General features: G+C 49.1%; 20 protein-coding genes. 11 read left to right on the plus strand and 9 right to left on the minus strand.

The genetic code is table 11. The features are described 5' to 3' along the window. Positions 1 to 28 precede the first annotated feature (28 nt). The gene (locus tag TH63_RS20280; protein WP_156180457.1) at positions 29 to 178 is read left to right on the plus strand and encodes a lmo0937 family membrane protein; all 150 of its coding nucleotides are present in this window, start codon (positions 29 to 31) and stop codon (positions 176 to 178) included. 95 nt (positions 179 to 273) lie between these two features. Here the strand turns inward: TH63_RS20280 and TH63_RS06960 are convergent, their stop codons facing one another. After that, positions 274 to 1,902 (minus strand): ABC-F family ATP-binding cassette domain-containing protein, encoded by a 1,629-nt coding sequence (locus TH63_RS06960; RefSeq protein WP_048920315.1) that lies wholly within the window; start codon positions 1,900 to 1,902, stop codon positions 274 to 276. A gap of 318 nt (positions 1,903 to 2,220) precedes the next feature. Here TH63_RS06960 and TH63_RS06965 point away from each other — a divergent pair, with 318 nt between their 5' ends. The 3 genes from TH63_RS06965 to TH63_RS06970 all read left to right on the plus strand — a co-directional run bounded on the left by TH63_RS06965 (position 2,221) and on the right by TH63_RS06970 (position 3,868). Then, positions 2,221 to 2,685: a DUF4199 domain-containing protein gene (locus TH63_RS06965; RefSeq protein ID WP_082161583.1), complete on the plus strand. Its 465-nt coding sequence runs from the start codon at positions 2,221 to 2,223 to the stop codon at positions 2,683 to 2,685. Positions 2,686 to 2,820: 135 nt separating this feature from the next. After that, entirely contained in the window at positions 2,821 to 2,994 is a 174-nt protein-coding gene (locus TH63_RS20285; protein ID WP_156180459.1) for a hypothetical protein, read from the plus strand. Positions 2,995 to 3,175: 181 nt separating this feature from the next. Then, a complete protein-coding gene (locus TH63_RS06970; protein WP_048920317.1) occupies positions 3,176 to 3,868 on the plus strand; it encodes a hypothetical protein in 693 nt (230 codons plus the stop codon). 62 nt (positions 3,869 to 3,930) lie between these two features. Here TH63_RS06970 and TH63_RS06975 read toward each other — a convergent pair whose 3' ends face one another. After that, positions 3,931 to 4,269, minus strand: a complete 339-nt coding sequence (locus tag TH63_RS06975; protein WP_048920318.1) for a hypothetical protein — start codon at positions 4,267 to 4,269, stop codon at positions 3,931 to 3,933. A gap of 217 nt (positions 4,270 to 4,486) precedes the next feature. Between TH63_RS06975 and TH63_RS06980 the strand changes: the two genes are divergently transcribed. Further along, complete coding sequence (locus TH63_RS06980; protein ID WP_076606425.1) at positions 4,487 to 5,284, plus strand: murein L,D-transpeptidase catalytic domain family protein; 798 nt, start codon at positions 4,487 to 4,489, stop codon at positions 5,282 to 5,284. A gap of 84 nt (positions 5,285 to 5,368) precedes the next feature. Here TH63_RS06980 and TH63_RS06985 read toward each other — a convergent pair whose 3' ends face one another. Continuing rightward, entirely contained in the window at positions 5,369 to 5,575 is a 207-nt protein-coding gene (locus tag TH63_RS06985) for a hypothetical protein (RefSeq protein ID WP_048920319.1), read from the minus strand. 227 nt (positions 5,576 to 5,802) lie between these two features. On the opposite strand from TH63_RS06985, the gene TH63_RS06990 reads away from it, so the two are divergent. Together TH63_RS06990 and TH63_RS06995 are read left to right on the plus strand one after the other, a co-directional pair. Then, entirely contained in the window at positions 5,803 to 6,612 is an 810-nt protein-coding gene (locus TH63_RS06990; protein ID WP_048920320.1) for a M48 family metalloprotease, read from the plus strand. 71 nt (positions 6,613 to 6,683) lie between these two features. After that, entirely contained in the window at positions 6,684 to 7,571 is an 888-nt protein-coding gene (locus tag TH63_RS06995) for a diacylglycerol/lipid kinase family protein (RefSeq protein ID WP_048920321.1), read from the plus strand. Here the strand turns inward: TH63_RS06995 and TH63_RS07000 are convergent. Together TH63_RS07000 and TH63_RS07005 are read right to left on the minus strand one after the other, a co-directional pair. Continuing rightward, complete coding sequence (locus TH63_RS07000; RefSeq protein ID WP_048922645.1) at positions 7,555 to 8,772, minus strand: metallophosphoesterase; 1,218 nt, start codon at positions 8,770 to 8,772, stop codon at positions 7,555 to 7,557. The genes TH63_RS06995 and TH63_RS07000 overlap by 17 nt on opposite strands. A 49-nt stretch (positions 8,773 to 8,821) precedes the next feature. Beyond that, positions 8,822 to 9,457 carry an LON peptidase substrate-binding domain-containing protein gene (locus TH63_RS07005; RefSeq protein WP_048920322.1) on the minus strand — a complete coding sequence of 212 codons (636 nt, stop codon included), beginning with the start codon at positions 9,455 to 9,457 and terminating at the stop codon, positions 8,822 to 8,824. A 120-nt stretch (positions 9,458 to 9,577) separates the two neighbouring features. On the opposite strand from TH63_RS07005, the gene mtgA reads away from it, so the two are divergent. Further along, entirely contained in the window at positions 9,578 to 10,309 is a 732-nt protein-coding gene (gene mtgA / locus TH63_RS07010) for a monofunctional biosynthetic peptidoglycan transglycosylase (RefSeq protein ID WP_076606612.1), read from the plus strand. Between the two features lie 9 nt (positions 10,310 to 10,318). After that, a complete protein-coding gene (locus TH63_RS07015; RefSeq protein WP_053093751.1) occupies positions 10,319 to 10,771 on the plus strand; it encodes a YybH family protein in 453 nt (150 codons plus the stop codon). 35 nt (positions 10,772 to 10,806) lie between these two features. Here TH63_RS07015 and TH63_RS07020 read toward each other — a convergent pair whose 3' ends face one another. The 3 genes from TH63_RS07020 to TH63_RS07030 form a co-directional block, all read right to left on the minus strand. Then, positions 10,807 to 11,925 carry a sensor histidine kinase gene (locus TH63_RS07020; RefSeq protein WP_048920324.1) on the minus strand — a complete coding sequence of 373 codons (1,119 nt, stop codon included), beginning with the start codon at positions 11,923 to 11,925 and terminating at the stop codon, positions 10,807 to 10,809. A gap of 297 nt (positions 11,926 to 12,222) precedes the next feature. Then, positions 12,223 to 13,419: an App1 family protein gene (locus tag TH63_RS07025; RefSeq protein ID WP_076606426.1), complete on the minus strand. Its 1,197-nt coding sequence runs from the start codon at positions 13,417 to 13,419 to the stop codon at positions 12,223 to 12,225. 57 nt (positions 13,420 to 13,476) lie between these two features. Next, positions 13,477 to 14,343: a M48 family metalloprotease gene (locus TH63_RS07030; RefSeq protein ID WP_076606427.1), complete on the minus strand. Its 867-nt coding sequence runs from the start codon at positions 14,341 to 14,343 to the stop codon at positions 13,477 to 13,479. Between the two features lie 205 nt (positions 14,344 to 14,548). On the opposite strand from TH63_RS07030, the gene TH63_RS07035 reads away from it, so the two are divergent. Together TH63_RS07035 and TH63_RS07040 are read left to right on the plus strand one after the other, a co-directional pair. Further along, positions 14,549 to 15,616, plus strand: a complete 1,068-nt coding sequence (locus TH63_RS07035; protein ID WP_048920325.1) for a DNA topoisomerase IB — start codon at positions 14,549 to 14,551, stop codon at positions 15,614 to 15,616. A 57-nt stretch (positions 15,617 to 15,673) separates the two neighbouring features. Beyond that, positions 15,674 to 16,189, plus strand: a complete 516-nt coding sequence (locus TH63_RS07040) for a GNAT family N-acetyltransferase (RefSeq protein WP_048920326.1) — start codon at positions 15,674 to 15,676, stop codon at positions 16,187 to 16,189. An 87-nt stretch (positions 16,190 to 16,276) separates the two neighbouring features. Here TH63_RS07040 and TH63_RS07045 read toward each other — a convergent pair whose 3' ends face one another. Further along, entirely contained in the window at positions 16,277 to 17,893 is a 1,617-nt protein-coding gene (locus tag TH63_RS07045; protein WP_048920327.1) for a hypothetical protein, read from the minus strand. Positions 17,894 to 18,040 lie beyond the last annotated feature (147 nt).

Raw genomic sequence — 18,040 nt, forward strand, 5'->3', positions numbered from 1 at the left:
CTCTGTTAACGCAGGTAAAAATAATATTATGGGAAATTTACTGTACATCATCGCAGTAGTACTTGTTATTATTTGGCTCATCGGGTTCTTAGGATTTGGAGATCAGGTGGGTGGCATCATCCACGTACTATTGGTAATTGCCATAGTAATGGTCCTGCTAAGATTGATAAGAGGGTAAAACTGTGATTTTACTGAAAACAGAAAGGGCGCCACTTGTGGCGCCCTTTCTGTTTTGATCCTGTTCTGCGAAAAACAGGCTGGAATCAGCAAATGCTAAACCAGGCTGTTCACCCCATACATCTGGGCTCTCAAAGCCTTGATATCCTCATTGGTCAGGTACTCGTCATAAGACATGCGCTTGTCAATGATTCCTTTGGGCGTCAACTCAATAATGCGGTTGGCAATGGTGTCTACAAACTGTAAGTCATGGGAGCTGAACAACAGAGACCCCGGAAATTCTTTAAGCCCGTTGTTCAGGGCCGTGATAGACTCTAGATCCAAGTGGTTGGTAGGTTCATCCAGCACCAGCATGTTACCGCTCTGCAGCATCATGCGCGAAAGCATACACCGTACTTTTTCACCCCCGGAAAGTACACTCGCCTTTTTCAGAGATTCTTCCCCGGAGAAAAGCATACGGCCCAGGAAGCCCCGGATAAAGCTCTCGTCTTTCTCCACCGAGAATTGACGCAGCCAGTCCACCAGACTCAGATCGGTCTGGAAAAACTCATTGTTGTCTTTAGGGAAGTAGGCGGCGCTGATGGTGGTACCCCACTTGAATTCGCCTTTGTCTGGCGCCATCTCTCCCATAATGATCTTGAAGAAAGAAGTGGCGGCCAGGTCATTGCGGCTGATCACCGCTATCTTGTCTTTCTTGTCAACGGTGAACGTAACGTTCTTGAAGAGCACGCCATCCTCGCCATTCTTGGAAAGATCATCTACCTGCAGCAACTGGTTGCCGGCCTCACGCTCCTGCTTGAACTGGATGTAAGGGTACCGGCGGCTGGAAGGCTTAATATCTTCCAGGGTAAGTTTGGCTAACAGTTTAGAACGCGAAGTAGCCTGCTTTGATTTGGAGGCGTTTGCGCTAAAACGGGCAATAAACGCTTCCAGCTCCTTGCGCTTGTCTTCAGTTTTGCGGTTAGCGTCTGTGCGCTGCTTGGAGGCTAGTTGGCTAGACTCATACCAGAAGGTATAGTTACCGGCGTACAACTGAATTTTACCATAATCAATGTCTGCCACGTGCGTACACACAGCATCCAGGAAGTGACGGTCGTGGCTTACCACAATCACCGTGTTCTGGAAGTTGTCCAGGAAGTTCTCCAGCCACATGATAGACTCAGCGTCCAGGTGGTTGGTAGGCTCATCCAGGAGCAGAATGTCTGGGTTACCGAACAAGGCCTGTGCCAAGAGGACGCGAATCTTCTCGTTACCGCCCAGGTCTTTCATTAGGGTGTAATGCAGGTCCGGGGAAATGCCTAGGCCACTCAATAATTCACCAGCTTCATATTCAGCGTTCCAGCCTTCCATATCGGCAAATTCGGCTTCCAGTTCAGAGGCGCGCATGCCGTCTTCCTCAGAGAAATCCTCTTTGGCATAGATGGCATCTTTCTCGTTCATGATGTCATACAGGCGCTTGTGGCCCATGATCACCGTCTGGAGCACAGGATACTCATCATACTCATAGTGGTCCTGTTTTAGAACCGCAAGGCGCATTTTAGCTGGTATGTCTACCGTGCCGGTGTTGGGGTCTATTTCCCCAGATAAGATTTTAAGGAAAGTTGACTTACCCGCTCCGTTTGCGCCTATAAGGCCATAACAGTTTCCGGGTGAGAACTTGATGGTGACGTCTTCAAAAAGGGTGCGTTTGCCGTAGCCAAGACTTACGTTACTGGTACTGATCATGCTATGCTCTGTGGTGATTTTATAGGATTTCTGCCGGCGAAGTTACCAAAAGAACTTCAAAAAGACTTTGCCAAAGGTTCTTTTCCTTGATTTAGCTGCCGGTGTCTTATTGACAGACAATCAAAACCTTAAATCAGTTCAGCCAGGGCGGTAATGCAAGGAGCGGGAAATACTTTGCCAGGGAGTAAGTAAAAAATCAGGGTTAACCACAACAACACCCCTGTGAATCAAGTATATGGTTTATCATATCTACAGTGAGAACCGGGAGCTATCATCTGGCCACCGGGAAAATAGACCTTTACAAAATAAAACTAACACATGGAACAACGAAGGACAACGGTACAAAAAACCGGTACCTATTATGGAGTAATGACAGGAGTAGCGGCAATCATCTACATTGTGCTCGTAAAGCTCCTTGGCCTCATAGAAAATGTTTCTTTACACTTTCTGGTGGGCATAATTCTAGTGATTGGAGTAATTCTGGCTATTAAAAGTCATAAAAGCAGCAGGCACGGCAAGATTGATTATCTAGAAGGCATTGGGGTAGGCTTTTTTGTGGGTTTGGTCTCCGCGGTTCTCTACACCATCTTCCAGGTAGTGATGGACTCTGTGTTCCATCTGGCCTTTTCTTACCCGTACCGGGCAGATGAATCTTATGGTGACCAACAGGCCATCTGGATATTGGGCATTACCTGGATCCTGATGGGTATTATCTTAGGGGCATTCATTGGTTACATCGCCATGCAGTTCTTTAAAAGACCAGACCATAAATTATCATCTTAATTTCCTCTGACTTACCATATCAAAAGCCTGGCTATTTCTAGTCAGGCTTTTTTTATTTTAATGATTTCTATCATCTGAAATAAAGGCAATTTGTAATATCCTAGTATTGTGTGCCCCGTATAAATAAATATCAATTTGCAGATAGTTGCCAGAATGTTTACGGCTGGAGTTGAAAATCTTGATCTTTATGGGCTGGAAAAATTATTGATTCTGGCAGACGTTTCTTTTGGAAAAGCCTATGGGCAAAGGGTTTTACCAAAAATAAATGGAAAATGGGGAAGCAGGAGGGAGCTTAAGAAGGTAAACTAAATATAGTATTTTGCTATATAATACAGGAGACAGGAATTTAATTAGAAATAGAAAAATAATGCAATTACTAAATATTAAAATTCCTATAACATTGAAAATGGTAAGCCGTTAAAGGAGATATAAAACATTTAACAATCTGAATATACCTGTACTTAAGCGTCAAACTTTAAGCGTCAAAAAAATGAAAAAATTTATCCTTTCCGCATTATTCCTGGGCGCCATCTTCACGGCCCAAGCTCAGACAAATTTAACTGGAACTGCAGCCACAGTACGTACGGTCCTCTCTATGAGCGCTACCGAAATGAGCCGCCAAATGTACAATGACCTTCAATTGAACGAAGGCCAGTACGTGAAGATCAAAGCCCTGAACCAGGCCCGTCTGGACAAGTTCAGTGAAATTGAGAAAATGTACGCCAATGACGCGCAAATGCGCGATGCCAAGATCAAAGAGGTAAACGCCCAACTAGATCAGGAATTCGCTGCTATCCTTACTCCTAAGCAATTCACTGCTTACTTAGAGTTTGATGGCCGTCCCGTACAAACCAGCACTACCACTGATAGCTCTTCCACCTCTGGCGTAATGAATATGAATTCTTCTACCGCTACTGAGGCAGAGATGAAAATCAAAGACGACAAGATAAAGATGGAAAGCGCGGACAGCAAGGTGAAGATTGAGGATAACAAAATCAAAGCTGAGTCTGCCCACGGAGAAATGAAAATGAAGAATGATTCAGAAAAACTGAAAACCAAATCAGTAAAATATAAATCTTCTCCATCTGAGACTAAAATCATCACTCCTGAGGGTAAAACCAAAGTGGAGCATGATAAGATGAAAGCTAAAACTGATACCAGTAAAAAGAAAGTTAAAAACTAGGTTTGACGCTTGCTTAGAGAGCCGTTCCCCATTGTTGAGGAACGGCTTTCTTTTTTATAGGCCTATTCCTCCAGCAGGTTGGCTTCCCGCACTGTGCCTAGGGCATCCATCCGCACGGTGAAGGCTACTTTCTTAGCGGCGGCTCCAGTTTGGCATTTTGGGCCAGGGGCAATGAAATAGATGTAGATTTTCTGGCTGCGTTCCAAAAGCTCCTCCAGGTCTGGTTTGCCCAACAGCTGCCTGATCTTGTATTCTTTCAGGCCTACCAGATCTAGTCTAATCTCTTCTATTTTGCCCTGTTGCTTCTGCCTAAGGCCCTGGCAACCGTTCAGGTCCTTCTTCCAGGTGTCTGAATCAAAGTTGAAATCTGAACTGGCCGAGGAGCACGCGTTTAACAGCAAACAAAACAGACAACTTAGCAGCAAAGACTTCGTTTTTTGTATTTTAGAGGCAGCTTGACAGATCATTCGGCAGGTTGGTTTTTGAGTGAAAATAAATAGTTGGCTAAGCACTTGAGCCTCAAGGCACCCAACGCAAGATGGGGTTGTTTTGCGCCTTTTGGGAACAAAAGTAGACACAAATGGGGTTATTACTGCGGCACTTGTAAAGAAATAAGATATGAATAGAATAATTTCCGTTTTCTCCGTCATCGCAGTCTTGTCTTTCGTTCTTCCTGCAAATAGCGCTTCTTCCACAGAGTCTTTTTCTTCTTCTTCCAAGACAGAGGTGAAAGTTGTGGCCGGTAAAACCTCTTTCGCAGATTTTCTGGAAAACCTGTATGATGAGGCAGATCTTAAGAAAGCGGGAATGAACTTTGAAGTGTTCAAAAGAGCCGCCACCGGGTATTATAACCTCAAGGAGCAGAACAAACTGAACAAGTCTAAAGACATCTTAACCGTGGTTGATTTCTCTAAGCATAGCCGTGAGAAACGCCTTTGGATTGTAGACCTGGCCAAAAAGAAATTATTATATAACAGCTTAGTGGCCCACGGCCGCGGTTCTGGAAATGAAAAAGCGGTGAACTTCTCTAACATAGAGAACTCGCACATGAGCAGCCTGGGCTTTTACATCACAGAGAACACCTATTTTGGCAAGCATGGCCTTTCCCTTAAATTACAGGGCGTAGACAAAGGATTCAATACCAACGCCAAAGACCGCGCAGTAGTAGTACATGGCGCTGACTATGTAAGTGAAGCCTTTGTAAAGCAGCATGGCAGATTAGGCCGAAGCCACGGTTGCCCCGCCTTGCCAAAGGAGATTACTGAAGAAGTGGTGCAATTGATCAAAGGAGGCACTGTTTTGTACATTGATGCCCCGGTTGCTAATTATTCTTCTGCGTACCTGAATGCTGATACCGCCATCAAACGTTTTGAGAATGAGATCCTGGCCAAGCAGGCCCAGTTGCTGAGCAAATAGGTAATAATCTACTATAACACAGAAGAGGCCACCCAATTGGGTGGCCTCTTCTGTGTTATTTCGTTTTAGGTGTGGGAGTGATTATCAAGCGGTGTCTTTGGTAGCCTTTACCAGGCTAATACCCGTGAAAAGGAAAATCAGACCTACTACAAACGGCACCGCCGCTGAGAATTGATTCACAGATACCCCTCCAACAGAATCTCCACCAGCTAAGAAGGCATACGCTCCCCAAATGACGCCTACAATCCCTAGAATTGTAAGAATAGCGCCGAATGTTCTTTTAAGGTTCATTTCAGTTTACGTTAGGTTGCGCGCAAAATTGCGCTATAGCCCTCTTACGTATGTACAATCAAAAATGATATAGAGATTTATCTATGTGCCTGCTGTTTTCCAGAGGCATTGTTCACCGGCAAGCGCAACCAACTGTATTTAACGCCGTTCTTCTAAACGTATTTCTACTTGGTAGGCAGATAATGTTCTTGCAATGAAATATGGTTAGAACTTAAAAAAAGACAAAAATGAGAGGTTCCATGCGCTTTGTGATTGGGTTGCTGATTGCCGCATTTTCATTAGTGACCTATTGGTGCAATAGAGAATACAACCCGGTTACCGGCGAAACCCAGCATATTAACATGAGTGCTGAGCAGGAGATAGCCCTAGGGCTACAGGCCGCCCCGGAAATGGCCCAGCAGTACGGCGGGCTCCACGCAGACCAGCAAGCCACCGCCAAGGTAAAAGAGATTGGCCAACGGATTGTCCAAAGCACCAAAGCCCGTGAAACACCCTACCAGTTTGATTTTCACCTGCTGGCAGATGAAAACACCATCAATGCCTTTGCCTTACCGGGCGGGCAGATTTTTATTACAGCGGGTCTATTGCGCAGGCTTCAGACGGAAGGGCAGGTAGCCGGCGTGCTGGGCCATGAGGTGGGTCACGTGGTGGCCCGCCACTCCGCGGAGCAGATTGCCAAAGCCAAACTGACCCAGGGCTTGTCCGGGGCCGCGGCGGTGGCCACGTATGACCCACAGAACCCTTCCTCTGCCAGTGCCGCCGCGGCGGCCGCCATGATTGGGAAACTGATGAACCTGAAGTATGGCCGCGATGATGAGTTGGAGTCTGACCGGTTAGCCGTATCTTTTACCGCAGAGGCCGGCTATGATCCCCGGGCCATGCTGGGCGTGATGGAAGTTCTTTCTGAAGGAGGCAGTGGGGGCAGCGGTCCTGATTTTTTCCAGACGCACCCAAACCCCACCAACCGAAAAGCAAAAATAGAGCAAGCCATTAGTGAGGTGTTCCCTAACGGCATACCCAGCGGCCTTATACAATAACGTTTTGTTTTAGGGCTGTTTTACCAAAAACGGCCCCAAAACGGAAATCACCCTTTAGACCTTACCTGCTTATGAGCAAGATGTTGTTTGTCATTAACCCTATATCCGGAGACCTTGACAAAGAAGAACTGGCGGAAGATGTTCGGGCGTTTTGTTTGAGAAACCAGATTGAGACGGACTTTTACAAAACCACCGGTGAAGAAGATGAGCGGCACCTCAAGCAAAAGATAAACGCCTTTCAACCAGATATCGTCACTGCCATTGGCGGAGATGGAACCGTAAGCTTAGTGGCAAAAGCCATCATTCAATCACCCATTGCGCTGGGCATCATTCCCCAGGGCTCCGGGAACGGCTTGTCTAAAGACCTGGGCATTCCCCAAGACTTTGATGAGGCCTTACATGTGCTGGTAGACCACCATATCATGGCTATTGATACCCTGGACGTGAACGGGCAACTTTCTATCCACCTTTGTGACATGGGATTCAATGCGCTGGTAGTGGAGCGCTTTTGCGAAGGGGAAACCAGAGGCCCCGGTGCCTACGCCTGGATTGCCATGCAGGAATTCATGGGATACACCCCCAAGAGGTACACCATCATGACCGACGGTAAAACGGTTTTTGACGGTGAGGCCTTTATGATAGCGGTAACCAACGCCAAGGCCTTCGGGAGTAATGCCACCATTAACCCCTCTGGCATCATCAATGACGGTGAATTTGAGATCTTTATCCTGGAGCCATTCCCTAAAGCCTCCAGCCTGGGCATTTTGTACCAACTATACACAGACACTATTGATAACTCCATCTATACCCACCGGTTTAGCTGCCGGTCAGCGGAGATTGTGAACCATGCCAAGGAACATACCCAGATAGACGGTGAACCGGTTGACTTGCCTGAGAAAATAGAGTTTAAGGTGATGCCCAAAAGTCTGCGCGTGATCTTACCTAACGTGCAGGAATAGATTTCGCCTCTGGTGAATAGATGCACTTCTGGAACATAAGGTAGGGAGGCTCTGAGGCGTTGACGGGAGGCTCCAGGACCCGCAGCCAAACCGTGCCGTCTTTGTATTGGTCCAGCACCATGAACCCCTTGCTCTCATGGGAGAAGGAGGCCTTTCCGCCTTTGGCTACAAAATTGGTTTTACTGCCCGAGCCGCTTACGGCAAAGTGGTTGCCCTTCACTTTAAAATACTGCAGGTTGTGGTCATGGCCCGCCACGTAGAAGATGGCCTGGTGCTTGTTAAAAACCTTAAGCAGGCGCTTCCTGAACTTCTTGAACGGTGGGAACGACATGTCTTCATGGGCGCCAATGTACTTGCGGTAAATCCGGAAGAGGCTGCCCATGATAGGAAGAGGCACATAGGCTTTCTTATGGATAAATGTAAGAGGGAATAACTGCTGCTTAACGGTGAACTTGCCTCCGTGCAGGGCATTGCTGTACATGGGGTGGTGCGCCGCCAGCAAGATAAACCGGTTTTCATTGGCCTCCAGCACCGCTTCCAGGGCCGGGAAGAACTCTTTTGGGTTAGAATACTTGCTCCCGTTACCAGAGTCAAGTGGCTTAAAACCCGCCTGTACCCACCACTGTGTGTTGATCACCACAATCAGGAACTGGTCATTCACCTCTACCGTGACGGGGCCCAGGCTACCGGCCGGCGGAAGATATGCCGTAGGGTCACCCAATTGTTCGGTGATGATTTTCTCCTGCCGGAGCACATAGTCATATCCGTCTTTGCGGCCTTTGTTCCAATCATGATTCCCGCTGAGGTAAATGGCTTTGCCTGGATAGGTTTTGAGCAGGTCTAACTGGTGCTGAAGTTTCTGGAGGGCGGCGGTACGCTTAAAGGAACCTTCGGGCGGAACGCCGTTGGGGTAGATGTTGTCTCCCAGGAAAATAATAGTACTGTCTTGGCCTGCTTCCTGCATCCAGAAGGCAATGGTGTCCATGACCCCGTCTTCGCCCAAAGGGCCCGCTTTGCCAAGGTCACCCACCAGGGCTATGGAATGGACTCTGTCTTCTCTGGGCGGCGGGGAGATGGTGCGCCAGCCTACATCTGCCAAGGCGTAGAAGGGCTTTTTGCGGTACTTTCGTTCTTTCAGGTAAGAATAAAGCAGCCAGAGGGCAAGGGCCAGAAAGAGGAAGAGGACTATTTGGTAAAACATTGGGTGCAGGGGTACCTGTTGGGTCACTCTTCTAATACTACGTTACGGCCTAAAAGTTGGGCGGGGGCAAGTGCTTAAAGTGTCCGTTCTGCTTTACCCGTTCCTTTAGTTTCTCCGTTTCCAGCACCACCGGTAAAATCCTGGTCAAATGGTCCAGGATCAGTTCCTGGCGCTCACTTTCTTTAAAGCATTGCAGCAAGGTGTATTCCTGCTCGGTGGTAAAACCCAGGTGGTGGGCCACGTCATAAGACTGAAAGTTAGGGGGCAGGTTAAGCATGAGGGTCTGTACCCCTAAAGCGCCGTACAGTTGTTTAAGTAGTTCTATGATTTTCTGCCGCTGCACCGGGTCATCATCCTGCACGGTGTCCACGTCTTCTACCAGGCCCCCGGAGTAGAGCTTGCCTGGCACGTGCCGCTGGAACTCTTTTATCTTGAAAATCCTGAGCCCTTTGGTTTTAATATCCATCTCGCCGCCCAAATACTTTTTCTCCACGCTCAGGATCTTGATCTCGGTGCCGTAGTCACCAATGCCCTTGTCCAGGTACACGGGTATCCCGAAGGTAGTATCATTTTCCTGACATTCCTTGATCAGCTCGCGGTAGCGGGGCTCAAAAATGTGGAGGTTGAGTTTCTCCCCAGGAAAAACCACTATGTTCAACGGGAAAAGGGGTAGAAATCTGCTCATGACGTTTGGTATAAAACGAATGCCCGATACTAATTTAAGAAGGCTTTCCAGAAGCTACCACTATTTCTTTATTTTTGTGATTGCAGGAGATTGGACGTGAAGACTGCAGTAGGTGAAATTATGGCAAAACAGCAACTATCCATGCCCTTTACCTGGGCCGCCGCCCGTTGGCTTTTTCTAAAGCTGGCTATTGTGCTATTCCTGGTTTCGGTGCTGTGGGTGCTAACCTACCGGTGGGTAGACCCGCCCGTGACCTTGCACATGCTGTCTAAACGGTCTGAGCCTTCTCCTAAAACGGAGAAAGTAAGTGAGATTGACTACCAGTTTGTAGAGCTGGAGGATATGTCCATTCAGTTGCCCCTGGCGGTGATCGCTGCGGAGGACCAGTTGTTTCTGACCCATGACGGTTTTGATTTTAAGGCCATTAAGAAAGCCTTTGAGCGAAACCTGTCCAGCAAGAAAACAGTGGGAGGGAGCACCATCAGTCAGCAGGTGGCTAAGAACGTGTTTCTGTGGCACGGCCGGAGCTACCTGAGAAAAGCGGTGGAAATGTACTTCACCTTCATGATTGAGGTACTTTGGGGTAAGGAACGGATCATGGAGGTGTACCTGAACATAGCCGAGATGGGCGACCATGTGTTTGGGGTGCATGCGGCCAGCAAAAAATACTTCGGGACCAGCCCGGAAAAAGTGGGACGGCAGCAGGCGGCTTTGTTAGCGGCAGTGTTGCCAAACCCCATTAAGTATTCCGTAGCCAAACCTACCGGCTACGTCCTGCGCCGCCGCCGCAATATTGTCCGGAACATGGTGCGCCTGGGCGGAAGTGAACTCATTAAAAACTGGTATAACTAACCGAAAACTATGTGCAAGCATCCCTTTTTCCGCTCTGTTTTCTGTCTGCTACTGGTGTGCCTTTTTAACAGCTGCGCTCCCTCTAAAATTGCTTTACCAGAAGTAAAAGGAGAGATAGCCCAAATCATGGATGCGCAGAGCCAGGCCTGGAACAGGGGAGACCTGGAGGCCTTTATGGAGCCGTACTGGCATTCAGACTCCTTGGTGTTTGTGGGCCATAGCGGACCCACCTTTGGCTGGGACAAGACCCTGCAGAACTACAAGAGAAGCTATCCTACCCAGGAGGCCATGGGCAAGCTCGCCTTCACGCTGCTTCATACCTCCGCTATCAGCAAGGACGCCTTGTTGGTTGTGGGGAAATGGCACCTTAGCCGCCGCATAGGTGATCTGCAGGGCCACTTTTCGCTTGTTTTCAGAAAAATAGGCGGTAAATGGCAGATAGTGGCAGACCATTCCAGTTAGGAATAATTGGACGTTTTGAGGCCTAGGTAAATAACTTAGGCAGGTTTCTGTTGCGCCGGTAGATAGACCTTAAAGGTAGAACCTTTATTCACTTTGGAGTCTAAGTTGGTTTTGCCGCCAGCGTTTTCTACAATCCGTTTTAAGAGGTACAAGCCAATACCGGTGCCCTCTTCCTCTTTGCTTAGGCGCGTGTACTGGTTAAAGACCACCTCTATTTTTTCCGGCGAAATCCCTTTGCCATTATCTTCAAAAGAGATCACCACAAACTCCTTTTCTTTGGCAGTGCTTATATGAATGGTAGGTATGCGCTCTGGGTGCTGGTATTTGATGGCGTTGCTAAGCAGGTTATAGGCTATGCTCCGCAGGTTTTTCCGGGAGAAAGCAATGGTAGGCACCTTAATGTCATAGGTGATAATGGCTTCCGTTTTATTGATCTTATCCTTTAGGGTAAGTTCTACTTCCTTCAGAATCTCCTCAAAATTGGCCGGCTTGGTTTTTTTCCCTAAGGTGTCTTCCAGGCGGGAGACTTCCGTCAGGTCCTTAATGATACCCCGCATGGTTTCCACGGAAGTCGCCAACATGCCCCCAATCTTTTTCTGGTCTTCCAGATCGGGCTTTTCCGCTTCCAGCGACTCTTCAGACAGCTCAATGAAATACTTTACCAAGCCTTCAATATTATGCAAGGGGGCCAGCAGGTCATGGGTCACCGAGAAGATAAAGGTTTCATGCGAGGCATTGAGCTTTTCCAGTTCCCGCAGGTTCTTCATGCGGCCTGTAATATCCACAAACGTGATGATGACCCCGTTGGCCTTTTTTTCCTTAGGAATCAGGTAAGGGATTATGTTCATCTGAAACCAGTTTCCGTCTGTGGTCTGAATTTCTTTTTCTAAAATATCATCTGTATCAATGACCTCTTTAATGTTCTCAATGATGGTGGAATACCGAATATTGTCTACCAGGTCTTCCATGGGCGTGCCAATGTGGTCTGGGGTGAAACAGAACTGTTTCATGGCGGGCGGTGTGAACTTCCTTAGAATCAGATTAGCGTCCACAAACAACTGCGGAATAAGGGTATTCCGGAAATAGTTCTCCAACTCATCATTGAGTTTGATCAGTTCTTTGACAGTGTTGGGTTTATTCTTGGGAGCAGCCATAAGGGAGAAGCGACAAAAGCGTTATAAAGGGCGAAGGTGAATAGAGGGATGGTCCTTTTAAGGCAACCTGTTTTTGGCCGTTTTCTGAAAAACAGGCCAAAAACAGAAATTAAGCCCGTTTTTAAACCGGCTTTTCATTGCCATAGGCCTGCGCCTACTCTATCTTAGTTTTCAGCTTTCCATGGAGGACCTCTAAATTGCTTTTACAAGTTAGCCACTGCCAAGAAAGACCCTTTTTCTACAAAAGTGTAATTTACGTCTAATTGTACGCAATAGCTATTAATGGCTGTCTGGCCCTTACCCCAAATGCTTTGTGTCTTTACTGATAGGAGCCGGGGCCTGCCCGGTGGACGTCCCGGGGGCGTCGCTTTGGTCAATGGCTTTTTGGTCTTCCACTTTCTCCACCTCGGCCTGGAAGATGAGTCCGGCGGCGGCGGCGTGTTTGGCGGCTGCGGCCGTGTCTTTCACCAGTAGCATTTCCACGGTGCCTTTCAGTTCTTCGGTAATAGAGGTGACCATGGTGGCGCGGTCTTCCAGATTCACATCCCGTATGTACACGCAGATAATGCGGCCCGGGAACTGCTTGATCACCTCGCGGTAAATGGGGGCGTCTTCCTGGCCACTATCGCCAATGAGAATAAAATTCAGGTTGGGGTAGGTGAGCAGGATGTTCTGAATCTCCTTGAACTTGTGGCTCATGTGGTCGGCCCCGAAGAATTTGTTCTGCAATAACCCAAAGTCACGCAACAACAGTGGCCCCGCCGGAATGTCATTGATGTCCAGAAAGTCATGCAGGAGGTCATACATGTTCCAGGGGCTGCTGCTCACGTAAAAGAACGGGTTGTTGCGCTTGCCGTTGCGGCCCAGCTGAAGGGACCGGTAAAACGCCGACACCCCGGCAAAAGGCAGCCGCGTGCGGGCATTGTTCATGAACGTGTGCTGCGACATCTGAATGATATCTGTCGCTGACGTAAGCACGATGGTATCATCAATGTCTGAGATGATGCCATATTCCGCGTCTGGGGGCGGTACCAGCACGTGGGCCTCGGTCTTGATGCCAGGCTCAAAAGAGGAAATATCTGCGTGCTTCAACTCTATTTCCACCTCATGCCAGATATTATCCAGCACCAGTGGGGTAGAGGGCTCCAAGTTCAGGGTGAAGTAGCCTTCGCTGTCGGTGAGCACTTCATGTTCTACGTTCTGAAAGCAAACCGTCAATTGCGCGTTGCGCACCTCATCACTTTCAAAGCGGCGGTACATGTTGAGCAGATTCTTGGCCAGATTGTCATTATCAGCGGCGCTGGTAATGCCTTTGTTGGCCAGCACGCGGCCTTTCACATACAAACGATTCACGGTGCCGTAGCTGCGGTAAGGAACAATGTACAGGGGTTTGTACAAGCCCAGGCGGTTCCTGAACCGCTGCATGAGCAGATCAAAGGAGTCATCATGCTTGTCTATGAAATCTCCAAGGCTTTTTTTCCAGTCTATTGCCATGCCAAGTGTTCTTTTTGGTTTTGCTTACGCGAAAACAGGTTCAAAAGGGATATGCGATTACAGCCCCAGGTTTTGCTTGAAGGCCTGGTACTGGGTATTATTTGCCGAGGAGGTTTTGCAGCCCTGCTTCTGGGCCTCGGCTTTTATATCCTGGATACGGTTGCCCGGCGAAGGGTGCGTGCTGATGAACTCCGGGGGGGTGCCTTGGTTCTCCAAGGTCTGCATTTTCTGGAAGAAGCCGGCCGCGCCGTCACAGGCGTAATAATTGGTGGCACCCAGGTACACCACTGAAAAATCATCTGATTCGCGCTCATAGTCGCGGCTGAATTTGAGGCCTGCCAGTTGACCGGCAATTTGGCCAGCTATGCGTTCCACCTCACCGGCGTTGTCACCCAGCACCAGTTTGGAGATGAAGGCAATGCCGTACTGTTTCTGCAGCTGCTTCATGGTGTGGCGCTGGTCTGCGTGAGCAATCTCATGGCCCAGCACGCCCGCCAGTTCATCTTCGGTGTCCAGGTTTTTGATGAGGCCGGTAAACACGTAGATGTGCCCGCCCGGCGTGGCGAAGGCGTTCAGGTTATTGGGGTCATTGACAATTTTCACGTCCCAGGCAAACTCATCTCGGTAGCTTACCTTACCGGTGGCAATAATGCGGTTCACAATTTTGTCTAAGTGCGCATAGGCGGCCTTCACCCTTGGGTCTGAAGAAGAACGTTCCAGTAACTGCCCTTTGGCGCGGTAAGTGGAGTCTACTTCACTGGAAACCTGCTGGCCCAGTTTAATGTCTTCGTCCACGGAGAAAAGGATCTGGTTCCCGTTTTTATCTCCGGAGCAACTGGCCAGAAAGCCTGTTAGCAACAGTAAAAACGTGAAGGAGGATAGGGCCCTGAAAAGGGGTAAAGTATTGATGCGCTGATGTTTCATTTGGTTGTGTCTAAATCAATTGCCCCTTATACGCAAAACCTGCCCAAATGTACAGGCAGACCCGCGCAAACAGCCTAAAGGAGTTGGTGTTGGGCAGGCTTCCGGCTTTTTGGGCCTGTTTTCCTGAAAACGGCTTTAAAACGCTAAAAACTTTTCTTTCTAGGATAGGTTAAAGGAGAAATCCCTTACCTGGCCCTTTCCACTCATGGCACAAGAATTGACTCCCCACGCGGTTTATGCAGACGTTGCGGCTTCGGCGCAACAGGCAGGGCTGCGGTATTTTCCAGACACCAAGCCGGGTATTACCCGCCAGCAAAAAGGGAAAAAGGTAACCTACCTCACCGCCAAGGGAGAGCCCGTCACCGATGATAAAATCCTGGACCGCATCCAGAAACTGGTGATTCCGCCGGCCTGGACCGATGTCTGGATTTCGCCTTCGGCCAACGGCCACCTGCAGGCCACGGGGCGTGATGAAAAAGGGCGCAAGCAGTATCTGTACCATCCGCAGTGGCAGGCCACCCGAAGCCTGAATAAGTTTGGGCGCATGCTCACCTTTGGGTACGCCTTGCCTGATATCAGGAAGCAGGTGGAGAAAGACCTTCGGCTTAAAAAGCTGGAGAAGCGCAAGATTCTGGCCATTGTGGTGGAGCTGCTGGACCATTCCTTTATCAGGATCGGCAATAAGACCTATGCCAAAGCGAACAACTCCTACGGGCTTACCACCCTGCGCGACCGGCACGTGAAAATAGAAGGCGATAACCTGCGCCTGGAGTTTGTGGGCAAGAAAGGGGTAAACCAACAGATCAGTATCAAAGACCGCCGCCTGGCCCGGCTGGTAAAGCAGTGCCAGGATATTCCGGGGTATGACCTGTTCCAGTACTATGATGAAGAGGGCCAGCGCCAGCCCATTGAGTCTGGCGACGTGAACGAGTACCTGCGCAGCCTGAGCACCGAGGAGTTTACCGCCAAGGATTTCAGGACCTGGGGCGGCACCGTTTTGATGGTGGAGTGCCTGGAGCAGATCCTGGACGAAAACCCTGATATTGAGAAAGAAAAATCTGTAAAAGAGGCGGCCAAAATGGTGGCCCAGGAACTAGGCAACACGCCCACTGTCTGCAGCAAATACTACATTCACCCAGAGGTGGTGAACCTGTTCAAGCAAGACAAACTGATAGATTACCTCCGCAAGCACGACGCCAAAAAACGCAAAGAGAATCCATTCCTCTCCAGAACCGAGGAGTTTGTGATAAAAATGCTCAAGGCCATTAAATAAGGGGATTGGGTACAGAAAAGGAAACGTTTATCTTAGGGACTCTTATCTTCTTCAGGAATGATTCAGTTAAAAACCCCGCGGCTCTTTATCCAACCTCTTACCAAAACACAGCAGGAACTGTATCTGGCCAACAACGGCTCCCTGGAAAAAGAACTAGGCCTGAATTATACACCCAAAAAAATAAATGAAGACCTGGAAGATTCTTTAAAGAACTTCTTTCTGCCGCTCATCACCAAGCACCCGCAACACCACCTGTTTTATACCCTCTGGGCGATGGTACTGAAGGAGGAGCAAACCCTGGTGGGCGATCTGTGTTTCAAAGGTCCGCCTGACGATGACGGCAAGGTAGAGATTGGATACGGCACCTATGACGGGTTTCAAAAACAGGGACTGATGACCGAGGCGGTAGCCGGCCTGGTGCACTGGTGCCAACAGCAATCCCGTATCAAAACCCTCACCGCCGAAACGGAAGCCAGCAACGAAGCCTCTGAAAAAGTCCTGATCAGAAACCACTTCACCCTGGACTGCCAAACCCGCGACAACTCTTGGTGGATAAGGAAAGTGAGTGAGTGAGTGAGTGAGTGAGTGAGTGAGTGAGTTGCGTTTTGGAGCCGTTTTCAGGAAAACAGGCCTAAAACAATAAGTGCTGAATCACTAATTCTATAGCCCTTCTCGGTCAAAGGCATGTACTTTTACGCTGCGTTTTTTCCTGAGGCGGGTCTCCTTGCTTTTCTCTACTTCAATGCCCTGTTTGGTGTCATAAACACGGGTTTTTCTGGCCCAGCCCTGCACAGAGGAGTTGTCTTTCACGTCATCCTCGCCCATTCCGCCATAAACGTTTACTTTGATGCCTTTCTGGCCTTTGCCTGAGATCAGGAACTCATCCTCGTCTGCCAGACCGTACAAAGAAACAGACTTGGTTTCTGCTTTCTTGAATAGCCTATCATACACCAGCAATGGTTTCTCCTTGTCTTTGGTGGCAACCTGCAGCACCATCACGCGGGTGTCGCCGTTGGGCTGCCGTTCCACTACAAACTTTTCCTTTTCATCTGTACCGGCTACCAGTACATTCTTGGCCAGGATCAGATACATCTCCTGGGCAATGGCCGGCAATTGGTTTCTTCTGGCTGCAAGCTTGGTTTTTATTTCTTCACCGGTCAATTGATATGCCGGTACCGGCAGTTGTGCCACAGAGGCTGTGAGCAGGCTATCAGTGAGCTGGTGCTGCAATTGCCGGGCCAGTTGTTGCCACTGTTCCTGGGTTACTTCATTCAGGCAGCGGGCGTCAATAAAACGGGCGTTCTTGAGGTAGCCTCTGGGCGAGGAGACCTTGGCATGGAAGGTTTTCATCTTGCTCACTGGCGCCCACCGCCGGCTGAAGAGCCAAGGCATGAGACCGTCGTCAAATTTAAAAAACGCCTGGTCGCGGTCTTTGGGTACGGGGGTGTAGGTAGTCACAGCGCTGGTGTCATACACCGCCCACTGCCACTGGCCTTCATGACGGTCCCAATCGCCAATAAAAACGTCAAACAACCGCGCTTTGGCAAAAGAGAGTTGGTCTGGGAGGTGAGAGTGCTGGGAGAAGCGGTTCTTGAGGAACTCCTCCGAGTCAATCAGGTTTTTGGCCTTCCCGAAGTTGCGGGTCAGGGCTTCCTTACCTTCAAATTTCTCTTCCAGCAAAAAGACCTTGTCCTCAAATTCGGGGGTGTTCTCTTTGAGGCCTTTCACGTCTTTAGGCACATACACAAAGCGGGGGTGGCTATGCGGAATCTTGGCGCCCGCCGCCAGGCTAGACACCACTACGGCCCCATAGGGGTGAGCAGCAGAAGTCTGGTCCCGAAGAAGGTTAGATAGAAACGTTTTGCGCAGGCCTTTGGGCAAGATGTCCTGGGGATCTTTGTCTACCGAGCGCAAAGCATAGAGTTTTCCTTCGTCGCTTTCCAGCGTAAGGCTGGTGGTCTGGAAGCCGCCGCCCAGTTTCTCGGGGCTTAAGCCGCCGTGCATTTTCTTCATGTCCAGCACAGGCAAAGAGACCGGTGTGGCCCATACCTGGCGGTAATGCTTGCCCCAGAAAAGTTTGTGCAGAAAGCCCCGCTGGTAATGCCTGCCCGCCACCACGGTGGCCGAATCCCAGACGGCGTCCCGGTTTTGCTCAATGGGTCCCGCCAGGGCAGTCTTCTGGAAATAATCCTTGCGCGCGCAACCAGTGGAGAGGAGCAGGCACAGGGTAGAAAAGGTTAGTATTTTATACATGCTGAATAACTCACTTACTGCCATACCTCAAGCGCTAAAGAAAGGTTGTGTTCCCCTGCTTTTCGCGGTTGGTCTCAGGTTAAAAGCGAAACAAAAAGCCTGGGGCAAGGTTTTAGAACTTCATTACCGCTATATAGGTATAAGTACTCTGTATGCCATATTCCATTCCTC

Origin of the sequence: Rufibacter radiotolerans (assembly GCF_001078055.1) — a bacterium.
In the GTDB taxonomy this organism is placed as follows: Bacteria; Bacteroidota; Bacteroidia; order Cytophagales; family Hymenobacteraceae; genus Nibribacter; species Nibribacter radiotolerans.

Coding starts and splice junctions, on each gene's coding strand:
- TH63_RS06985 (WP_048920319.1), bottom strand. CDS start 5,575: ATGAACCTTAAAAGAACATTCGGCGCTATTCTTACAATTCTAGGGATT.
- TH63_RS07015 (WP_053093751.1), top strand. CDS start 10,319: ATGTGCAAGCATCCCTTTTTCCGCTCTGTTTTCTGTCTGCTACTGGTG.
- TH63_RS07020 (WP_048920324.1), bottom strand. CDS start 11,925: ATGGCTGCTCCCAAGAATAAACCCAACACTGTCAAAGAACTGATCAAA.
- TH63_RS07025 (WP_076606426.1), bottom strand. CDS start 13,419: ATGGCAATAGACTGGAAAAAAAGCCTTGGAGATTTCATAGACAAGCAT.
- TH63_RS07000 (WP_048922645.1), bottom strand. CDS start 8,772: ATGTTTTACCAAATAGTCCTCTTCCTCTTTCTGGCCCTTGCCCTCTGG.
- TH63_RS07030 (WP_076606427.1), bottom strand. CDS start 14,343: ATGAAACATCAGCGCATCAATACTTTACCCCTTTTCAGGGCCCTATCC.
- TH63_RS06980 (WP_076606425.1), top strand. CDS start 4,487: ATGAATAGAATAATTTCCGTTTTCTCCGTCATCGCAGTCTTGTCTTTC.
- TH63_RS06965 (WP_082161583.1), top strand. CDS start 2,221: ATGGAACAACGAAGGACAACGGTACAAAAAACCGGTACCTATTATGGA.
- TH63_RS20280 (WP_156180457.1), top strand. CDS start 29: ATGGGAAATTTACTGTACATCATCGCAGTAGTACTTGTTATTATTTGG.
- TH63_RS06970 (WP_048920317.1), top strand. CDS start 3,176: ATGAAAAAATTTATCCTTTCCGCATTATTCCTGGGCGCCATCTTCACG.
- TH63_RS06995 (WP_048920321.1), top strand. CDS start 6,684: ATGAGCAAGATGTTGTTTGTCATTAACCCTATATCCGGAGACCTTGAC.
- TH63_RS07005 (WP_048920322.1), bottom strand. CDS start 9,457: ATGAGCAGATTTCTACCCCTTTTCCCGTTGAACATAGTGGTTTTTCCT.
- TH63_RS07040 (WP_048920326.1), top strand. CDS start 15,674: ATGATTCAGTTAAAAACCCCGCGGCTCTTTATCCAACCTCTTACCAAA.
- TH63_RS07035 (WP_048920325.1), top strand. CDS start 14,549: ATGGCACAAGAATTGACTCCCCACGCGGTTTATGCAGACGTTGCGGCT.
- TH63_RS06990 (WP_048920320.1), top strand. CDS start 5,803: ATGAGAGGTTCCATGCGCTTTGTGATTGGGTTGCTGATTGCCGCATTT.
- mtgA (WP_076606612.1), top strand. CDS start 9,578: ATGGCAAAACAGCAACTATCCATGCCCTTTACCTGGGCCGCCGCCCGT.
- TH63_RS07045 (WP_048920327.1), bottom strand. CDS start 17,893: ATGGCAGTAAGTGAGTTATTCAGCATGTATAAAATACTAACCTTTTCT.
- TH63_RS06960 (WP_048920315.1), bottom strand. CDS start 1,902: ATGATCAGTACCAGTAACGTAAGTCTTGGCTACGGCAAACGCACCCTT.